The sequence below is a fragment of the Vespertiliibacter pulmonis genome, from assembly GCF_013377275.1.
GTDB lineage: Bacteria > Pseudomonadota > Gammaproteobacteria > Enterobacterales > Pasteurellaceae > Vespertiliibacter > Vespertiliibacter pulmonis.
The window spans coordinates 917,477-933,855 of the sequence record NZ_CP016615.1 but is presented as its reverse complement, the minus strand read 5'-3'; the positions used below and the strand labels follow the sequence as shown (position 1 = coordinate 933,855).

The 16,379-nt window shown below is 38.8% G+C and carries 17 protein-coding genes and 1 pseudogene; 14 read left to right on the top strand and 4 right to left on the bottom strand.

Going from position 1 to position 16,379, the window contains the following annotated elements; genetic code table 11:
* Positions 1-8: 8 nt before the first annotated feature.
* From A6B43_RS04655 to A6B43_RS04635, 5 genes are all read left to right on the top strand, one after another.
* Positions 9-863 carry an FkbM family methyltransferase gene (locus tag A6B43_RS04655; protein WP_124211367.1) on the top strand — a complete coding sequence of 285 codons (855 nt, stop codon included), beginning with the start codon at positions 9-11 and terminating at the stop codon, positions 861-863.
* 8 nt (positions 864-871) lie between these two features.
* Positions 872-1,210 carry a nitrogen regulatory protein P-II gene (glnB, locus tag A6B43_RS04650; protein WP_124211366.1) on the top strand — a complete coding sequence of 113 codons (339 nt, stop codon included), beginning with the start codon at positions 872-874 and terminating at the stop codon, positions 1,208-1,210.
* A 104-nt stretch (positions 1,211-1,314) separates the two neighbouring features.
* Entirely contained in the window at positions 1,315-1,800 is a 486-nt protein-coding gene (gene lspA, locus A6B43_RS04645) for a signal peptidase II (protein WP_124211365.1), read from the top strand.
* Positions 1,801-2,745: a 4-hydroxy-3-methylbut-2-enyl diphosphate reductase gene (ispH, locus tag A6B43_RS04640; protein ID WP_124211364.1), complete on the top strand. Its 945-nt coding sequence runs from the start codon at positions 1,801-1,803 to the stop codon at positions 2,743-2,745.
* Positions 2,745-2,984, top strand: coding sequence for an FAD assembly factor SdhE (locus tag A6B43_RS04635; protein ID WP_124211363.1), 240 nt, complete (start codon positions 2,745-2,747; stop codon positions 2,982-2,984). Before ispH ends, A6B43_RS04635 begins: the two co-directional genes overlap by 1 nt.
* A gap of 30 nt (positions 2,985-3,014) precedes the next feature.
* On the opposite strand, the gene accA is transcribed toward A6B43_RS04635, so the two are convergent.
* The 3 genes from accA to A6B43_RS04620 form a co-directional block, all read right to left on the bottom strand.
* The gene (gene accA / locus A6B43_RS04630; protein ID WP_124211362.1) at positions 3,015-3,968 is read right to left on the bottom strand and encodes an acetyl-CoA carboxylase carboxyl transferase subunit alpha; all 954 of its coding nucleotides are present in this window, start codon (positions 3,966-3,968) and stop codon (positions 3,015-3,017) included.
* 118 nt (positions 3,969-4,086) lie between these two features.
* Entirely contained in the window at positions 4,087-5,493 is a 1,407-nt protein-coding gene (locus A6B43_RS04625; RefSeq protein WP_124211361.1) for a multicopper oxidase domain-containing protein, read from the bottom strand.
* A 28-nt stretch (positions 5,494-5,521) separates the two neighbouring features.
* Positions 5,522-6,250, bottom strand: a complete 729-nt coding sequence (locus A6B43_RS04620; protein ID WP_124211360.1) for a 1-acylglycerol-3-phosphate O-acyltransferase — start codon at positions 6,248-6,250, stop codon at positions 5,522-5,524.
* A 123-nt stretch (positions 6,251-6,373) separates the two neighbouring features.
* On the opposite strand from A6B43_RS04620, the gene tpx reads away from it, so the two are divergent.
* The 6 genes and pseudogenes from tpx to trpS all read left to right on the top strand — a co-directional run bounded on the left by tpx (position 6,374) and on the right by trpS (position 11,392).
* Positions 6,374-6,871, top strand: a complete 498-nt coding sequence (gene tpx, locus A6B43_RS04615) for a thiol peroxidase (protein WP_124211359.1) — start codon at positions 6,374-6,376, stop codon at positions 6,869-6,871.
* A 534-nt stretch (positions 6,872-7,405) separates the two neighbouring features.
* A pseudogene (rppH, locus tag A6B43_RS04610) lies at positions 7,406-7,874 on the top strand (RNA pyrophosphohydrolase); the annotation flags it as partial.
* A 108-nt stretch (positions 7,875-7,982) separates the two neighbouring features.
* On the top strand, positions 7,983-8,777 hold the full coding sequence (locus A6B43_RS04605) for a sulfite exporter TauE/SafE family protein (protein WP_124211357.1): 795 nt from the start codon (positions 7,983-7,985) through the stop codon (positions 8,775-8,777).
* Positions 8,778-8,784: 7 nt separating this feature from the next.
* A complete protein-coding gene (lgt, locus tag A6B43_RS04600) occupies positions 8,785-9,591 on the top strand; it encodes a prolipoprotein diacylglyceryl transferase (protein ID WP_124211356.1) in 807 nt (268 codons plus the stop codon).
* Between the two features lie 59 nt (positions 9,592-9,650).
* Complete coding sequence (locus tag A6B43_RS04595) at positions 9,651-10,322, top strand: phosphoglycolate phosphatase (RefSeq protein WP_124211355.1); 672 nt, start codon at positions 9,651-9,653, stop codon at positions 10,320-10,322.
* 41 nt (positions 10,323-10,363) lie between these two features.
* Positions 10,364-11,392, top strand: coding sequence for a tryptophan--tRNA ligase (gene trpS, locus A6B43_RS04590; RefSeq protein ID WP_124211354.1), 1,029 nt, complete (start codon positions 10,364-10,366; stop codon positions 11,390-11,392).
* An 87-nt stretch (positions 11,393-11,479) separates the two neighbouring features.
* Here the strand turns inward: trpS and A6B43_RS04585 are convergent, their stop codons facing one another.
* The gene (locus A6B43_RS04585; protein ID WP_124211353.1) at positions 11,480-12,685 is read right to left on the bottom strand and encodes a ribosomal protein uL16 3-hydroxylase; all 1,206 of its coding nucleotides are present in this window, start codon (positions 12,683-12,685) and stop codon (positions 11,480-11,482) included.
* A gap of 189 nt (positions 12,686-12,874) precedes the next feature.
* Here A6B43_RS04585 and glyQ point away from each other — a divergent pair, with 189 nt between their 5' ends.
* The 3 genes from glyQ (at position 12,875) to glyS (ending at position 16,355) form a co-directional block, all read left to right on the top strand.
* Positions 12,875-13,783: a glycine--tRNA ligase subunit alpha gene (glyQ, locus tag A6B43_RS04580; protein WP_124211352.1), complete on the top strand. Its 909-nt coding sequence runs from the start codon at positions 12,875-12,877 to the stop codon at positions 13,781-13,783.
* A 122-nt stretch (positions 13,784-13,905) separates the two neighbouring features.
* A complete protein-coding gene (locus A6B43_RS04575; protein ID WP_124211351.1) occupies positions 13,906-14,157 on the top strand; it encodes a hypothetical protein in 252 nt (83 codons plus the stop codon).
* A 125-nt stretch (positions 14,158-14,282) separates the two neighbouring features.
* The gene (gene glyS / locus A6B43_RS04570) at positions 14,283-16,355 is read left to right on the top strand and encodes a glycine--tRNA ligase subunit beta (RefSeq protein WP_124211350.1); all 2,073 of its coding nucleotides are present in this window, start codon (positions 14,283-14,285) and stop codon (positions 16,353-16,355) included.
* The last annotated feature ends 24 nt before the right edge of the window (positions 16,356-16,379 follow it).

The window sequence follows — 16,379 nt, the reverse complement described above, 5'->3', positions numbered from 1 at the left end:
AAAAGAAAATGAAAACTTATCTACAGGATCTTCGCTGGGGAAAATTCAACCTTATTAAAGGTGATATGATAAGTGATATTGCATCACAATACGGAGAATGGTCAGATGTTGAAGTTTGTATTTTTCAACAACTTTTAAATACCCAATCTAATGTTATCGAAGTAGGTTCAAATATTGGTATGCATTCTGTTCCTTTAGCCAAAATGATTCCTAATGGAAAACTTATTTGCTTCGAGCCTCAACGCATTATATTCCAACAGCTTTGTTGTAATTTAGCTTTAAATAATCTCACCAATGTAGAGACATTCCGCATTGGGGTCAGCAATCAAATGACAACACAATGGATAGAAACCAGTGATTATAACCAAAGATGGAATTATGGAAGTTTCTCCCTTAATCACGGGTTTAATACTGAGGGACGCTTTTTAGGCAACATATCTCATGAAGAAATTGATATCATTGCTTTAGATAACTTTCCCCCAATACAATATCTCCCTTCACTTACATTGCTTAAAATTGATGCCGAAGGGTTAGATATATCGGTACTACAAGGCGCACAAAATATCATACAACTTCATCACCCTTTCATTTTTATTGAAGTACATAATTCAACAGTTGAAGATACGCTAAAAGAATTAAATCGACAAGAATACCAAGCTTATTGGATTATTTCCGAACGCTATCAATCGGATAATTTTAACCAATCAGCCCCTATAGAATCAGGTATAGATATAAATTTTCTCTGTGTGCCAAATCATTTAGATGAAAATATTAGTGAAACTTACCCGATATTCAATAAATTAGTTAAAGTAAAATCTATCGAACAATTATTTAATAGATCTATTCCACTACTACGGAAATAAACCATAAAATGAAAAAAATCGAAGCCATAATTAAACCCTTTAAATTAGATGATGTGCGAGAAGCACTCACTGATGTCGGCATAACAGGTATGACCGTCACCGAGGTAAAAGGATTTGGGCAACAAAAAGGGCATACTGAGCTGTATCGTGGCGCCGAATATGCAATCGATTTCTTGCCTAAAGTTAAACTTGAAATCGTAGTAACTGACGAGCAACTTGACGATTGTCTTGAAGCCATTATTGACACTGCACAGACAGGGAAAATTGGCGATGGTAAAATTTTCGTCTATGATATTGAAAGAACAATTCGCATTCGTACAGGCGAAGAAAATGAAGAGGCTATCTAATTTAATCTTAATCAAAGGCGTGATTAGCGCTAACAAGCGGTTAGATTTCAACATAAAATGCAAATCTACCGTCAATTTCATCAATTTAAAAGGATAATTCACTAATGAAAAAAACAGGTCTTGTGTGGCTTTGGTTAAGTTTCGCATTAATTGCACTTGATCTTCTGTCAAAATATTGTGTGGTACAACATTTTGAATTAGGCGAGAGTATGAATATTTTACCTGTATTTAATCTTACCTACGCGCGCAATTATGGCGCAGCCTTTAGCTTTTTAGCGGATCACTCAGGCTGGCAAAAATACTTTTTCTTAAGTTTAGCGGTAGTAATTTCTGCAGCGCTTACTGTAATGCTATATCGCAATAAAGCAACGTTGAAATTACAAAATGCAGCCTACGGGTTAATTATTGGCGGAGCTATTGGTAATGCAATTGACCGTGCTTATAACGGTTATGTGGTTGATTTTTTTGATTTTTATTGGGATATTTATCATTATCCTATTTTTAATATTGCCGATATTGGCATTGTTGTGGGAGCGGGACTACTTATTTTAGACTCGATCTTAGCGCCGAAAAATAAAAAGAGTGATTAAATGAACATTATTTTAGCCAATCCAAGGGGTTTTTGTGCTGGAGTTGATCGTGCAATTTCGATTGTAGAATTAGCCTTAGAAATTCACGGCTCTCCGATTTATGTTCGCCACGAAGTCGTTCATAACCGCTTTGTAGTGGACGGATTAAAAGCCAAAGGGGCAATTTTTGTTGAAGAATTAGATGAAGTACCAAATGGAGCAATTGTTATTTTCTCCGCTCACGGGGTTTCTCAAGCTGTTCGTCAAGAAGCTAAACAACGTGGATTAAAAGTTTTTGATGCAACCTGCCCATTAGTTACAAAAGTACATATGCAAGTTGCTAGAGCCAGCAAAAAAGGGACAAAAGCTATTCTAATTGGACACGAAGGGCACCCTGAAGTTGTTGGTACAATGGGGCAATATGATAACCCAGAGGGTGGTATTTTTTTAGTTGAAGATGTAGAAGATATTGCCAAGTTAGGCATAAATAGCGACCAAAATCTAACCTTTATGACCCAAACTACTCTTTCTATTGATGATACTAGTGATGTTATTGAAGCCTTAAAACAAAAATATCCTGCTATTCAAGGACCTCGTAAAAATGATATTTGCTACGCCACAACAAACCGCCAACAAGCGGTGAGAGAGTTGGCAAAATTAGCACAATTAGTGTTGGTTGTTGGTTCGAAAAATTCCTCTAATTCTAACCGCTTGGCTGAATTAGCTTCACGAATGGGTACGCCTTCAAAACTTATTGATGGGCCACAAGATATTGATCCACAATGGTTAAATGGCGTTACTACCATTGGAATCACTGCAGGTGCATCTGCACCTGAAGTGCTAGTGCAATCTGTTGTTTCTCACCTCAAAACATTAGGGGTAACAGACGTTAATGAATTAGAAGGTTGCGAAGAAAATACCGTCTTTGAAGTCCCACGTGAATTAAGAATTACAGAGGTAAATTGATGAATCGTTTCAGAATTGAATGGCAATGTCGGCGTGGAATGAGAGAATTAGATAAGCTCATTATGCCTTTTTATCAACAACATTTTGATGAACTAAACGAGGCGGAACAAACTACGTTTGTAGAAATGCTAAATTATACCGACCCTGAATTATTCAGCTGGTTTATGCTACAACAGCCTGCACCAACGGCGGAACTCCAAACATTAATTATGCTAATTCGTACTAAATTAGCTTATTAAAAATAAGCCCCTAGATTAGGGGCAAATTTATTAAACATAACCATAGTTCATCAACCGTTGATAACGGCGATCAAGCAATCCCTCGTTATCTAGCTGATCAAGATCAGCTAAATCTTCTACTAATCGTTGTTTTAAATTGAATGCCATTTCATCAACATTACGATGTGCACCGCCCAATGGCTCTGGAACAATATTATCAATGAGTGCTAACTCTTTTAAGCGAGGAGCGGTTAGCCCCATAACTTCTGCAGCAGTTGAGGCTTTTTCTGCACTTTTCCATAAAATAGAGGCACAGCCTTCTGGAGAAATAACGGAGTAAGTTGAATATTGCAACATATTTACTTTATCACCCACGCCAATAGCTAAAGCACCGCCTGAACCACCTTCGCCGATAACCGTACAAATAACTGGCACTTTTAAGGTAGACATTTCACGCAAATTACGGGCAATCGCTTCTGATTGTCCACGCTCTTCTGCACCAATCCCTGGATAAGCCCCAGGCGTATCGATAAAAGTGATAATCGGCAAATGAAAACGTTCTGCCATTTGCATTAAACGTAATGCTTTACGGTAGCCTTCAGGCGCAGGCATTCCAAAATTGCGTTTTACTTTTTCTTTTACATTTCGCCCTTTTTGATGTCCAATAACCATAACAGGTCGTCCATCTAAACGAGCAATACCACCAACAATCGCTTTATCATCAGCAAAAGCTCTATCGCCTGCAAGTTCATCAAATTCAGTAAAAATCTTCTCAATATAATCTAACGTATAAGGACGGCTAGGGTGGCGTGCCATTTTTGAAACCTGCCACGCATCAAGATCTGCAAATGTTTTTTTCGTCAATTCTTCGCTTTTCTTTTGTAAACGAGCAATTTCATCATCGAGGTTAATTTTTTTATCATTCCCAACAGCTGAACGCAGTGCCTCGATTTTTGCTTCTAACTCCGCAATGGGTAATTCAAAATCTAAATATTCTTGAGTCATTCTTTTTCCTTTCTTTTGCAGAAATAAACCGATGTATTCTATCAGTGAAATGGGGTTAAGCGGTTAGATTTGGCTAAAAATTTGCAAATTTTCTTGCTGATCCGACCGCTTACATTAGCTAACTTACACTAAATTGTCCCATACAACCCCGATCTCTAAGCATTAAATCCGATACACCAAACGTAAAAGGCTCACTTGCTGAGGCTTGATGTTCAAAACGAACAAGCAGAGTAACTTGTTGATTTTTTTCAAGCCAGACGGTATCTCGCCAAGCTAACTGTTTATACGGAAGTTTCTGTTTATTTTTGGTTTCAATAATAAATTTTGCCCCTTGTAGGGTAAACCCTACTGGCTCATCGCTTGTCAGATACCAACGTTCTACCGTATCTTTTTTAGCGGTAAAATCGAGCCGTTTAGGATCAAATCTCTGTTGATTAATGAGAAAATCCAACGGGCGTATGCTAAATGTACGCTCTTTATTAATTGTTAATTTAAACTCATCAAGTTGAAAAGGGGGTAAAACAGCTTTATTTTCAAATGCAGAAGCCAACCCTTGTGGACGTAGCTCAATAATCGTGTTATCAACTAATTCATTATCATCGGTAAAAAGCTGTTCAATAGTGTAAAAAAAGCCTCGTTTCTGACCGCTGATCAGGCGAACAATTTCCATACTATTTACATCTACTAGTAATTCGACTCTTTCACTCGGGGCAAGGGAGATACTCTCCATCTCAAGTGGTTCAGCAAAAAAACCAACCCCTGTGGCAATAACAAACAGGGGCTTGCCATTATCTAAACGCAATTCATAATGACGGGATAATGAGGCATTGAGTAAACGTAAGCGAACCCACCCCCTTGGCACATCGAAGTAAGGTGATTCTTGCCCATTAACAAATAACCGCTTACCAAAAAATTGTATGCCTTGTTTATCTAGCACCTGCATGCCAGAGGTATTCATTAACTGATCTTGTAAAATAAGTGGAATATCATCTATACCATATTTATTCGGTAACTTTGCTTTACGGCTTTCGCCATCTTCAATAAGCCAAAAACCCGCTAATCCTCGGTATGTTTGAAAAGCTGAATTTAGCATTGTATCTGCGTGATACCAACCACTACAAGCGGGTTGATTTACCGTTAAAATGGGCGACCAACTACTATTGGGGGCTAATTGACGATGAATAGACCCCACCATTTCAGTCGGGGCAAATAGGCCTTGAATAGTAATGGATAAGGGTTGAGGCAAGCTATTTATATAGGTTAAACGCACAGCATCACCCGATTTTACTCGTACAGTGGGAGCAAGATAGCGCCCATTTACGCCCCATACATCAACTAATTTACCTGCATCAAACTGTGTTTGAGAAGGGCGAAAATCCAAGCGAACAGGACGTCCTCTCCCAACCTCAATTAACGGTGGAATTGATAGTTTTCCCCGTATTTTTGCCCAAACTATACTTGGTGTAAATGCTATTACACTGCTAGCCGTTAAACGGTGTAATAATTGACGGCGTGATAATTTCATTGTTTTCTACTTTACTCATTACCAGTAGTTAATCTGCTTGCTTTTCTAGCATAGCGACTTCTTCATCTAACTGTGCTAATTTTTGTGCCATCTGAGTATGGCACTTTTCAATCAATTCTTTAACATTTTCACGGCTATAGCCCGAAGTATCAATTGGCTCAAGCATTTCGCATATTACTATACCGTTATTCCAACGGTTTAAATTAATTTTATTATGTAAACTTGAGCAAACAACTGGCACAATGGGTACACCCGCTGCAATAGCCGTATGAAAAGCACCCGATTTAAACGGGAGCAAGCCACGCCCACGGCTTCGTGTGCCTTCAGGGAACATCCAAATAGAAATTTTTTCCTTTTGAATAATTGTTGCGACTTTATTCATCGTGCTAATTGCACTACTTCGCTTTTCACGGTGCAGTAAAATATTGCCCGTTGCCCAATAGACAAGTCCAAAAAAAGGTACCCAGATGAGGCTGCGCTTGCCAATACTCACAGTTCTCGGTGGCATCATTCCTGCGATTGTCAGCATATCGTAATTATTCTGATGATTACCAATATAAATAACGGGTTGAGTCAATTCAGGTTTTGAACGTTTAATCACCTTAACGCCGATCAACGGATACAATGCACCAAAAGAACGGGCAACCACTCCAACACTACTAGGATTACGCAAACGAACCAATGCATATAGCGTTCCAACTAAGCAGATCAAAATAGAAGCCGTTGTAACCGCTAGAATTCTAATTAATTTTAACATAGTAAATTCCACCAAAAATTTTTCTCAAGTATAACAAAAAATGCAAAATACGTGCGGTTTTCATTTTCACGAAAAATCGGTATAGTAACAAAGGATTATTAACCCCACATAAAGGATAATTTTATGACTCAAATCACACTAGGCGGTACGCCAATCGAAGTTGTAGGCAACTTTCCTGCACAGAATACGACTGTTGAAAACTTTACCTTAGTTAATAAAGATTTAGGTGAAGTTTCATTAGCTGATTTTGCAGGTAAACGCAAAATTCTAAATATTTTCCCAAGCATTGACACAGGAATTTGTGCAACGTCAGTACGCACCTTCAACCAAAAGGTAGCTGAATTAAATAACACGACAGTACTTTGTATTTCAGCAGATTTACCGTTTGCACAAGCTCGTTTCTGTGGTGCAGAAGGAATCGAAAATGTGGTTACTTTATCAACATTCCGTAATCACACTTTCCCGAAAGCAGTCGGTGTTGAAATTGCAACAGGCCCATTAGCAGGTTTAACCGCTCGTGCTGTTATTGTATTAGATGAAAATAACAAGGTACTTCATAGCGAACTTGTGCCAGAAATCAAACAAGAACCAAATTATGAAGCCGCATTAGCCGTACTATAATCTGATTTCTTTAACAAGCGGTAAGATCAATGCAAAATTTGTTTAGATCTTACCGCTTATTTTCTGATTAAAAAACAACCTAGTATTTCCTGTACTTATTCAATTCTCCTAATTCATTGTTTTTTATAGTAAAATTTCTCTACTTAAGATCTTATTTATAGTTATACAGGATCTTTTTCCTGATCTATCACAAATTTATCCACAGCCTGTGGGGATAATCTCCCAAAAAATGGGAAGATTTTCACCAAATTGATCATCATCGATCTTTTATTCATTTTCTGAAAATAAAAACGGCAAATAAATGTTAGTATATACAGTGGATAAATTACCTTCTTTTTATAGAGAAAATTGCAAAACCTAATTTAATGGCAAGAAGTTATCAACAAATTTTCATCTTATTCACAGAGTTATCCACAATATGATTATTTTTCCACAACAGACCGCTTGTTATTGCCATTTTCAGTTGTTCAAATACCCGAATTGTGAAACAATTCAACTCACTTCGCATAGCATAAAAAAATAAGGCGGTCTGCATTGATCGATTTTGATGGTTACCGCCCAAATGTAGGTATCGTAATCTGTAATAAGCAAGGACAGGTGTTATGGGCGAAGCGGTTTGGACAAAACTCTTGGCAATTTCCACAAGGCGGAATTAACGAGGGAGAAAACATTGAAACAGCAATGTACCGTGAGCTTTATGAAGAAGTCGGCTTATCTAAAAAAGATGTACGAGTACTTTGGGCATCAAAATTTTGGTTAAAATATAAACTTCCTAAGCGATTAATTCGTACGGAGAATACTAGCCCTGTTTGTATAGGGCAAAAACAGCGGTGGTTCTTACTACAACTCGTGAGTGATGAAAGTGTTATCAATTTAAAGACCTCTAAAACACCTGAATTTGATGGTTGGCGATGGGTCAGCTTTTGGTATCCCGTTCGTCAAGTCGTCTCATTTAAACGGGACGTTTATCGTAAGGTAATGAAAGAATTTGCACAAATTCTGATCAACACAAAACCCAAAGAGCCTTCTTCAGATGAACGAAAAGAACGCCATTCAACTCGTAAAGAATTCCGAAAACCTTATCGAACACATTTAAATAGAGGAAAAAACCGTGATTGAGATTATTTTAATTTGTCTTGCATTAGGAGCTGTTGTTGGTTTTTTAGCTGGTTTATTTGGTATTGGTGGTGGACTGATTATCGTGCCTGCTTTAAGCTATATTTTACCTATGGTTGGGCTACCGAATAACTATGTTATGTCAATGGCACTAGGTACTTCTTTTGCCACAATTGTTATAACTGCCTTTTCTGCTGCACATCGACATCATAAATTAGGCAATGTAGATTGGAATGTGAGCAAATTTTTTATTCCAGCACTGATGATTTCTGTATTTCTTTCTGGCTTTGTGGTAACGCAAATTCCTAAAGCAAATATGGCAAAAATTTTTGCTGTTATTGTGCTATTTCTCGCTTTAAAGATGTTATTTTCATTGAAAAAATCTGATGCAAAGCCAAAACCTATTACGCCAAAATCAACACTGATTGCAGGCAGTATTATTGGTATGATCTCAAGTATGGCTGGCATTGCTGGTGGAGCATTTATTGTGCCTTATCTAAATGGACGAGGGCTTGAAATGAAACGTGCCATTGGTACATCTTCATTTTGCGGTGCGTTATTAGGTGTTGCTGGCACTTTTAGCTTTATTATTAGCGGTTGGAATATGCCCGATCTTCCTCCTTATTCATTAGGTTATATCTATCTTCCTGCTTTACTTGGAATTACACTAACCTCCTTCTTCACATCAAAACTTGGGGCAAACGCTGCAAACGTACTCCCCGTTCCTATCTTAAAAAAAGCATTTGCGGTATTGCTCGTTGGCATTGCCATAAATATGTTCCTAAAATAGAGGCTATATGAATCAAGCATTTTTTATTACTCCACAAATCGACCCTGTTGCGTTCTCACTAGGGCCACTCTCCCTCCACTGGTACGGTATTATGTACCTTCTTGGATTCGGTTTTGCTTATTGGCTAGGTACAAAACGAGCTAAAAATTCACACGGTATCTGGACAACTGCACAAGTCGATCAACTGCTTTTCAATGGTTTTTGGGGCGTCATCTTAGGTGGTCGGATTGGTGATGTATTCTTTTATAGTTTCGATCATTTACTAAACGACCCTACCTACCTATTCCGTATTTGGGAAGGTGGAATGTCTTTTCACGGTGGGCTAATTGGGGTTATGATCGCAATGATTTGGACATCTCGCCGCCAAAAACGTAGCTTCTGGCAAACGGCTGATTTCGTTGCCCCTCTCATTCCATTTGGCTTAGGTATGGGACGCATTGGTAATTTTATCAACAGCGAATTATGGGGACGAGTTACTGACGTGCCGTGGGCAATGGTTGAGCAATATGCTGATGGATCATTCAGTCCACCACGCCACCCATCGCAACTCTATGAGGCGTTTTTAGAAGGATTAGTACTCTTTATTATTCTCAATATATTTATTCGTAAGCCTCGCCCAACAGGCTCAGTTGCAGGTTTATTTCTATTCTGCTACGGTATCTTCCGTTTCTTAGTTGAATACGTACGAGAAATTGACCCAACAGTGAATACCACCGCTGATCTCATCACCCGAGGGCAGTTACTTTCATTACCAATGATTATTGGTGGGCTAATTATTATTGCTATCGCTTATAAATATAAAAAAACTTCATAAATTTACTTAATCTCACCGCTTGCTCTAATGAGCAAGCGAATCAAGAAATAATAAAAAATATGACAAAAAAATTTAAACTTATAGGCTTTGACCTTGATGGAACATTAGTCAATAGCTTACCTGATCTCGCTCTTTCTCTTAATTCTGCTTTTGCTGAAGTTGGCTTACCACAAGCTCCAAAAGAATTGGTTCTTACTTGGATTGGCAATGGTGCAAATGCTCTTTTCACCCGAGGTTTAGAATGGACAGGCAAAGCTAATGAATTTTCAGAAACACAGCTAAACCAGCTCAAACAACGTTTTGATACCTTATATGGTGAAAATATCTGTACCCTCAGCGAACTCTATCCAAATGTAAAATCTACGTTGGAAACCCTACACGCTAAGGGCTATATTCTCGCCGTTGTAACGAACAAACCAGCACGGCTAGTCAAACCCGTGTTACAAGCCTTTGATATTATTCACCTCTTCACAGAGGCGCTTGGTAATGAATCACTGCCTGCAATTAAACCACACCCTGCTCCACTTTATTATTTATGCGGAAAATTTGGGCTTTATCCACAAGAGATACTATTCGTAGGCGATTCAAAAAATGATATTCTCGCTGCCCAAAATGCAGGTTGTATCAGTGTTGGCTTAACTTATGGCTATAACTATAACATTCCAATCAGCGAATCAAATCCTGATTATATCTGTAATAATTTCGCTGAAATTTTAGAAATTGTAGGCTAATCCAGCCCGTAATAGTCGTAAAAATTTAGAAAGGAAAAATTATGTCAAAACCCATCGTTTTCAGTGGCGTTCAACCTTCAGGTGAACTGAGTTTAGGCAACTATTTAGGCGCATTACGCCAATGGACAAAAATGCAAGATGACTATGAATGCCTGTTTTGTATTGTCGATCTTCACGCTATTACCGTACGTCAAGATCCCGAAGCTCTTCGTAAAGCAACATTAGATACCCTTGCTATTTATCTAGCTTGTGGTATCGACCCAAATAAAAGCACTATTTTTATTCAATCACACGTTCCAGAGCATACACAACTTGCATGGGCATTAAATTGCTATACCTATTTTGGCGAAATGGGACGAATGACCCAATTTAAAGATAAATCTGCACGACACGAAGACAATGTCAATGTTGGTTTATTTACCTACCCCGTTTTAATGGCAGCCGATATTCTCCTTTATCAAGCGAACCAAGTTCCCGTAGGTGATGATCAAAAACAACACCTTGAAATTACCCGTGATATTGCCAACCGATTTAATGCCATTTATAGTGAAAAAGATAGTGAAGGAAACCTCCTTACGCCTATTTTCACTGTTCCCGAAGTCTTTATTGCTAAAACGGGAGCAAGAGTAATGTCACTACTAGAGCCAACTAAGAAAATGTCTAAATCTGATGATAACCGTAATAATGTGATCGGTTTATTAGAAGATCCTAAATCTGTGGCGAAAAAGATTAAACGAGCAATGACCGATGGCGATGAACCACCTGTTGTACGATACGATGTGAAGCAAAAGCCAGGTGTATCCAATTTACTCGATATTTTAGCAGCGATTACAGGCAAAACGATTGCAGAGTTAGAAGTTGAATTTGAAGGAAAAATGTACGGGCATTTAAAAACGGCCGTTGCTGAAGAAGTTTCCACAATGCTTACAGAGCTACAAGATCGTTATCATCATTTCCGCAATGACGAGGCTTTACTGGAAAAAATCTATCGTGAGGGAGCAGCAAAAGCACGAGAAAAAGCACAAGCAACATTAAAACAAGTCTATCAAGCGGTAGGATTTGTTGCTTAATTTGCAAACTATCCGTTAAAAAAGAAAGCGGTGAGATCAACAAATAATTTGCTAATCTCACCGCTTATTCACTAAGTTTTAAAAGACTTATTCACTCTCTTCCAAGACCACCCAACCACTATCTAACCAATCACAAAGGGTATCGAGTAATAATTCAAGCTGATCTTGATGTTCTACTTTAGACGCTAATTTATTCCACGAAATCGCATCACCATTGGCAATACGGATTAACAAGTTTGCCTCTGCATCAGAAAGCTCATCAATCCATTCTCCGTTTACATATACTCGTTGTGGATTTTCAGTATAGAGTATTTTGACATTCGCATCTTGCTGAATCCAACCACCAGCCTCTAACACTTCCTGCACTTCATCAGGGTAAAATTCATTTTCTTCGGTTAATTGTTCATAACGGCGTGTACTTACTGCAGTTGCAACACTATGGGTAAATAACGCATCAAATTGAGGCGAATGCTTTAACAATTCAAGCAATTCTGCTTTTAAATCTGCCACCATTTTCGGATCAAGTAATGCGTTCGGCTGTAATGTTGGCGACAGACGAAACGGAATAGAAAATTGTGAAGTCGGTAAATTTTCAGCTTGATGTTCTAATGTTTTGCAAATATTCTCAAGCAAATCAGTGGCATTCGGGAAACGTAAGCCAAAAGAAAAGGTTAAACAATCATCTTCTGCCACGCCATAATGGGAAAGGCGTGATGGCACATATAACACATCACCCGGCGCTAATACTTCATCAAAAATGATTTCGCCCATATCATCAAAAATACGGATCGGCTGGTTTGCTTTAAATTCAGTGCTTGGATCACACCATTTACCTAACTGCCAACGGCGATGCCCATAACCTTGAACTAAAAAAACATCGTATTCATCATAATGACGACCGACAGAGCCACCTGCTGGTGCATAAGACACCATAATATCATCACGTTGCCACTGTGGAATATAGCCAAAAGCTTGCCATAATGTACCAAGTTCAGGTGACCATTGTTCCAAATTCTGAACCAATACCGACCACTGTTCAGGTAAATTTTCAAAATCTTCTGGCGATAACGGACTACGTTTGAGCGACCATTTTTCACCTTCTGCTGTTTGATGCGTTTTGAGTAAACGAGAGGTTACCTCTTGCTCCTGTGCTAGCTCAATAATATCATCAGGTTCAAATAATCCCACAATTTGTGGCAATCCATTACGGATCACAAGCGGTCGTTTTTGCCAATAATTTTGCAAAAAATCTTCTGGGGTAATATTTTCAGGTAAGCAGAATGGAATATTCATAGGTCGCTCCTTTATAGCTGAATAGAACGCTAGTGTAACGTATTTTTAAAAGTAAGTGTAAAAATCTCCACACACATCGGCTCACTTAACCTGATAAAACGCAAATAAATTGCAAAAAATTCCGCCAAAACAACCGCTTGCAAGCTATAATACTATCCATTTTTGAATTGCTTTTCAGAGAACCTCACAATGAGTACAAAATTTAATGTAAAAACCTTTCAAGGTATGATTTTAGCCCTACAAGATTATTGGGCAGAACAAGGTTGCACCATTGTTCAACCTTTAGATATGGAAGTGGGTGCAGGTACTTCACACCCAATGACAGCGTTACGTGCTTTAGGCCCAGAGCCAATGGCATCGGCTTATGTTCAACCTTCACGCCGTCCAACAGACGGTCGCTACGGCGAAAATCCGAACCGTTTACAACATTACTACCAATTCCAAGTTGTGATTAAGCCTTCGCCCGATAATATTCAAGAACTTTATCTCAACAGCCTAAAAATGCTTGGCTTTGATCCAACTCAAAACGATATTCGCTTTGTGGAAGATAACTGGGAAAACCCAACGCTTGGTGCGTGGGGATTAGGCTGGGAAGTGTGGCTTAACGGAATGGAAGTTACCCAATTTACCTATTTCCAACAAGTTGGCGGCTTAGAATGTAAGCCCGTTACAGGCGAAATCACCTACGGTTTAGAACGCTTAGCAATGTATATTCAAGGTGTCGATAGCGTGTATGATCTCGTATGGTCTGATGGACCATTAGGTAAAACAACCTACGGCGATGTTTTCCACCAAAATGAAGTGGAACAATCTACCTATAACTTTGAATATGCAAATACCGACTTCCTCTTCTACTGTTTTGAACAGTACGAAAAAGAAGCTCAAGAATTATTAGCCTTAGAAAAACCACTTCCATTACCTGCTTACGAACGTATTTTAAAAGCAGCGCATAGCTTTAACTTATTAGATGCACGCAAAGCGATTTCTGTTACCGAACGCCAACGTTATATTTTACGCATTCGAGCCTTAACTAAAGGCGTTGCAGAGGCCTACTACGCAAGCCGTGAAGCATTAGGGTTTCCAGGTTGTAAAAAATAATAATGGTAATATGGGGGGTAAGATTTCTATCTTGCCTATCCTCCTCTCAATAACATAAAAGGAATTGGGTAAATGGAAGCAACAAAAAGTTAAGCCAACTAACCGCTTATAAGGAGTGAAAAATGACAAAACCAGTACTTTTCTTCGCCCAGCTTTGTCCAGATACACAGCCATTTATTGAAAAATTAAAGGCGTTAAACATTGAATATGAAGCCGTAGAAATTATGTCTTCACTGGCAAATTTAAAACGGTTCTTAGCCTTGCGAGATCACCACGCTGGATTTGAACACGCAAAACAACAGGGGTTTATCGGTATTCCTGCGTTATTATTAGAAAATGAGAAAATCATTTTAGATTTGGCAAATTTAAAGTGAAATAAGCTCAACAACTTCCAAAATAATTCTCAAAATTGTTATAGAAAATAAAAAGAAGATTAAAACCACTTAAAATCTTTTTAAAAGATATGATAAATGCTTAAGATAATGAATAAGAGAACAAAATGACTACACAAAACTTCCTCGCCGAGATCGGTACTGAAGAGTTGCCACCGAAGGCACTCAAAAAATTAGCGACTGCATTTGCAGAGAATATGGAACAAGAGCTAACACAAGCAGGGTTAGCCTTTGAGAACGTAAAATGGTTTGCCAGTCCACGCCGTTTAGCGGTAAAAGTGCTTGGATTAGCCACTTCTCAACCAAGTAAAGAAATTGAAAAACGAGGGCCTGCGGTATCACAAGCTTTTGATACAGAAGGTAAACCAACTAAAGCCGCCGAAGGCTGGGCAAGAGGTAATGGTATTACTGTTGAGCAAGCTGAACGTTTGGTTACCGATAAAGGCGAGTGGTTGGTTCATCGTGCAGTTATTGAAGGACAGCCAACTAAAAATCTGTTAAAAGATCTTGTTGCAAATGCTCTTGCAAAATTGCCTATTCCAAAACCAATGCGTTGGGCAGACAAAACTGTGCAATTTATTCGTCCTGTTCACACGGTAACAATGTTACTGGGCGATGAACTGATTGGCGGTGAAATTTTAGGTATCGAAAGTGGGCGGACTATTCGTGGGCATCGTTTCTTAGGTGAAGCTGAATTTGAAATTTCGCACGCTGATGAGTATCCACAACTTTTGGCAGAGAAAGGAATGGTGATTGCCGATTTCAACCAACGCCGTGAAATTATTCTTGCAAAATCTCAAGAGAAAGCAACCGCTTTAGGTGGTGTGGCTGATATTGAAGACGATTTATTAGATGAAGTAACCGCTTTAGTGGAATATCCAAATGTTCTCTCAGCGACCTTTGAAGATCGTTTTCTTGCTGTACCTGCGGAAGCCTTAGTGTATACAATGAAAGGCGACCAAAAATATTTCCCAATTTACGATACAAACGGCAAATTACTTCCCCATTTTATTTTTGTTTCAAATATCAATCCTGATGATCCAAGTAAAATTATTGAAGGGAATGAAAAAGTGGTTCGTCCACGCTTAACCGATGCAGAATTTTTCTTCAAAACTGACTTAAAGCAACGTTTAGAAGATCAATTACCTCGTTTAGAAACGGTATTATTTCAACAACAGCTTGGTACATTAAAAGATAAAACAGATCGTATTGAACAACTTGCTGGCGAAATTGCGCAACAAATTGGAGCCGACGTTACCAAGGCTAAACGAGCAGGTTTACTTTCAAAATGCGATCTAATGACTAATATGGTCTTTGAATTTACCGATACCCAAGGGGTTATGGGAATGCACTACGCTCGCCACGATGGTGAAGACGAAGAAGTTGCTGTTGCCTTAAATGAACAGTATATGCCTCGTTTTGCAGGTGATGATTTACCAAAATCTTTGGTTGCAAGTGCTGTGGCGCTTGCCGATAAATTTGATACTCTCACAGGAATTTTTGGTATTGGGCAACAACCTAAAGGCAGTGCAGACCCATTTGCCCTACGCCGTGCCGCACTCGGTGCACTACGGATTATTGTTGAGAAGAACTTACCGCTTGATCTCACTGAAACAGTACAAAAATCAGCTGCATTATTTGGGGACAAACTCACTAATCCAAATGTAGTAGAAGAAGTTGTTGATTTTATGCTCGGACGTTTCCGTGCTTGGTACTTAGACGAAGGTATTTCGGTAGACGTTATTCAAGCCGTTCTTGCCCGCCGACCAACTCGTCCTGCGGACTTTGACGCTCGTGTACGTGCTGTTTCTCACTTCCGCACACTAGAATCTGCTGAATCACTGGCAGCAGCGAATAAACGAGTCAGCAATATTTTAGCAAAAGCAGAAATTGCAGTAGGTGCTATCGATCTTACCGCTTGTGTTGAACCTGCGGAAAAGGCACTAGCCGAAAATGTTCTTACCCTTCAAAATGAAATTCAGCCACTTATTGCACAAGGTGACTATACGACTGTTTTGGATAGATTAGCTAGCCTCCGCCAACCTATAGATGATTTCTTTGATAATGTGATGGTTAATGCTGATGATCCAATCCTCCGTCAAAATCGCTTAGCCATATTAAATACGTTGCAAAGCTTATTTTTACATATTGCAGATATCTCCTTACTGCAACAAAATTAATTAACCGTTCGCCTTAATTTGATA

Bases quoted from the DNA above. Each gene is read 5' to 3' on its own strand.
- glnB (WP_124211366.1), top strand. From the start codon at position 872: ATGAAAAAAATCGAAGCCATAATTAAACCCTTTAAATTAGATGATGTG.
- lgt (WP_124211356.1), top strand. From the start codon at position 8,785: ATGAATCAAGCATTTTTTATTACTCCACAAATCGACCCTGTTGCGTTC.
- A6B43_RS04595 (WP_124211355.1), top strand. From the start codon at position 9,651: ATGACAAAAAAATTTAAACTTATAGGCTTTGACCTTGATGGAACATTA.
- ispH (WP_124211364.1), top strand. From the start codon at position 1,801: ATGAACATTATTTTAGCCAATCCAAGGGGTTTTTGTGCTGGAGTTGAT.
- A6B43_RS04635 (WP_124211363.1), top strand. From the start codon at position 2,745: ATGAATCGTTTCAGAATTGAATGGCAATGTCGGCGTGGAATGAGAGAA.
- accA (WP_124211362.1), bottom strand. From the start codon at position 3,968: ATGACTCAAGAATATTTAGATTTTGAATTACCCATTGCGGAGTTAGAA.
- A6B43_RS04575 (WP_124211351.1), top strand. From the start codon at position 13,906: ATGACAAAACCAGTACTTTTCTTCGCCCAGCTTTGTCCAGATACACAG.
- A6B43_RS04625 (WP_124211361.1), bottom strand. From the start codon at position 5,493: ATGAAATTATCACGCCGTCAATTATTACACCGTTTAACGGCTAGCAGT.
- A6B43_RS04585 (WP_124211353.1), bottom strand. From the start codon at position 12,685: ATGAATATTCCATTCTGCTTACCTGAAAATATTACCCCAGAAGATTTT.
- A6B43_RS04620 (WP_124211360.1), bottom strand. From the start codon at position 6,250: ATGTTAAAATTAATTAGAATTCTAGCGGTTACAACGGCTTCTATTTTG.
- A6B43_RS04655 (WP_124211367.1), top strand. From the start codon at position 9: ATGAAAACTTATCTACAGGATCTTCGCTGGGGAAAATTCAACCTTATT.
- trpS (WP_124211354.1), top strand. From the start codon at position 10,364: ATGTCAAAACCCATCGTTTTCAGTGGCGTTCAACCTTCAGGTGAACTG.
- glyQ (WP_124211352.1), top strand. From the start codon at position 12,875: ATGAGTACAAAATTTAATGTAAAAACCTTTCAAGGTATGATTTTAGCC.
- lspA (WP_124211365.1), top strand. From the start codon at position 1,315: ATGAAAAAAACAGGTCTTGTGTGGCTTTGGTTAAGTTTCGCATTAATT.
- glyS (WP_124211350.1), top strand. From the start codon at position 14,283: ATGACTACACAAAACTTCCTCGCCGAGATCGGTACTGAAGAGTTGCCA.
- tpx (WP_124211359.1), top strand. From the start codon at position 6,374: ATGACTCAAATCACACTAGGCGGTACGCCAATCGAAGTTGTAGGCAAC.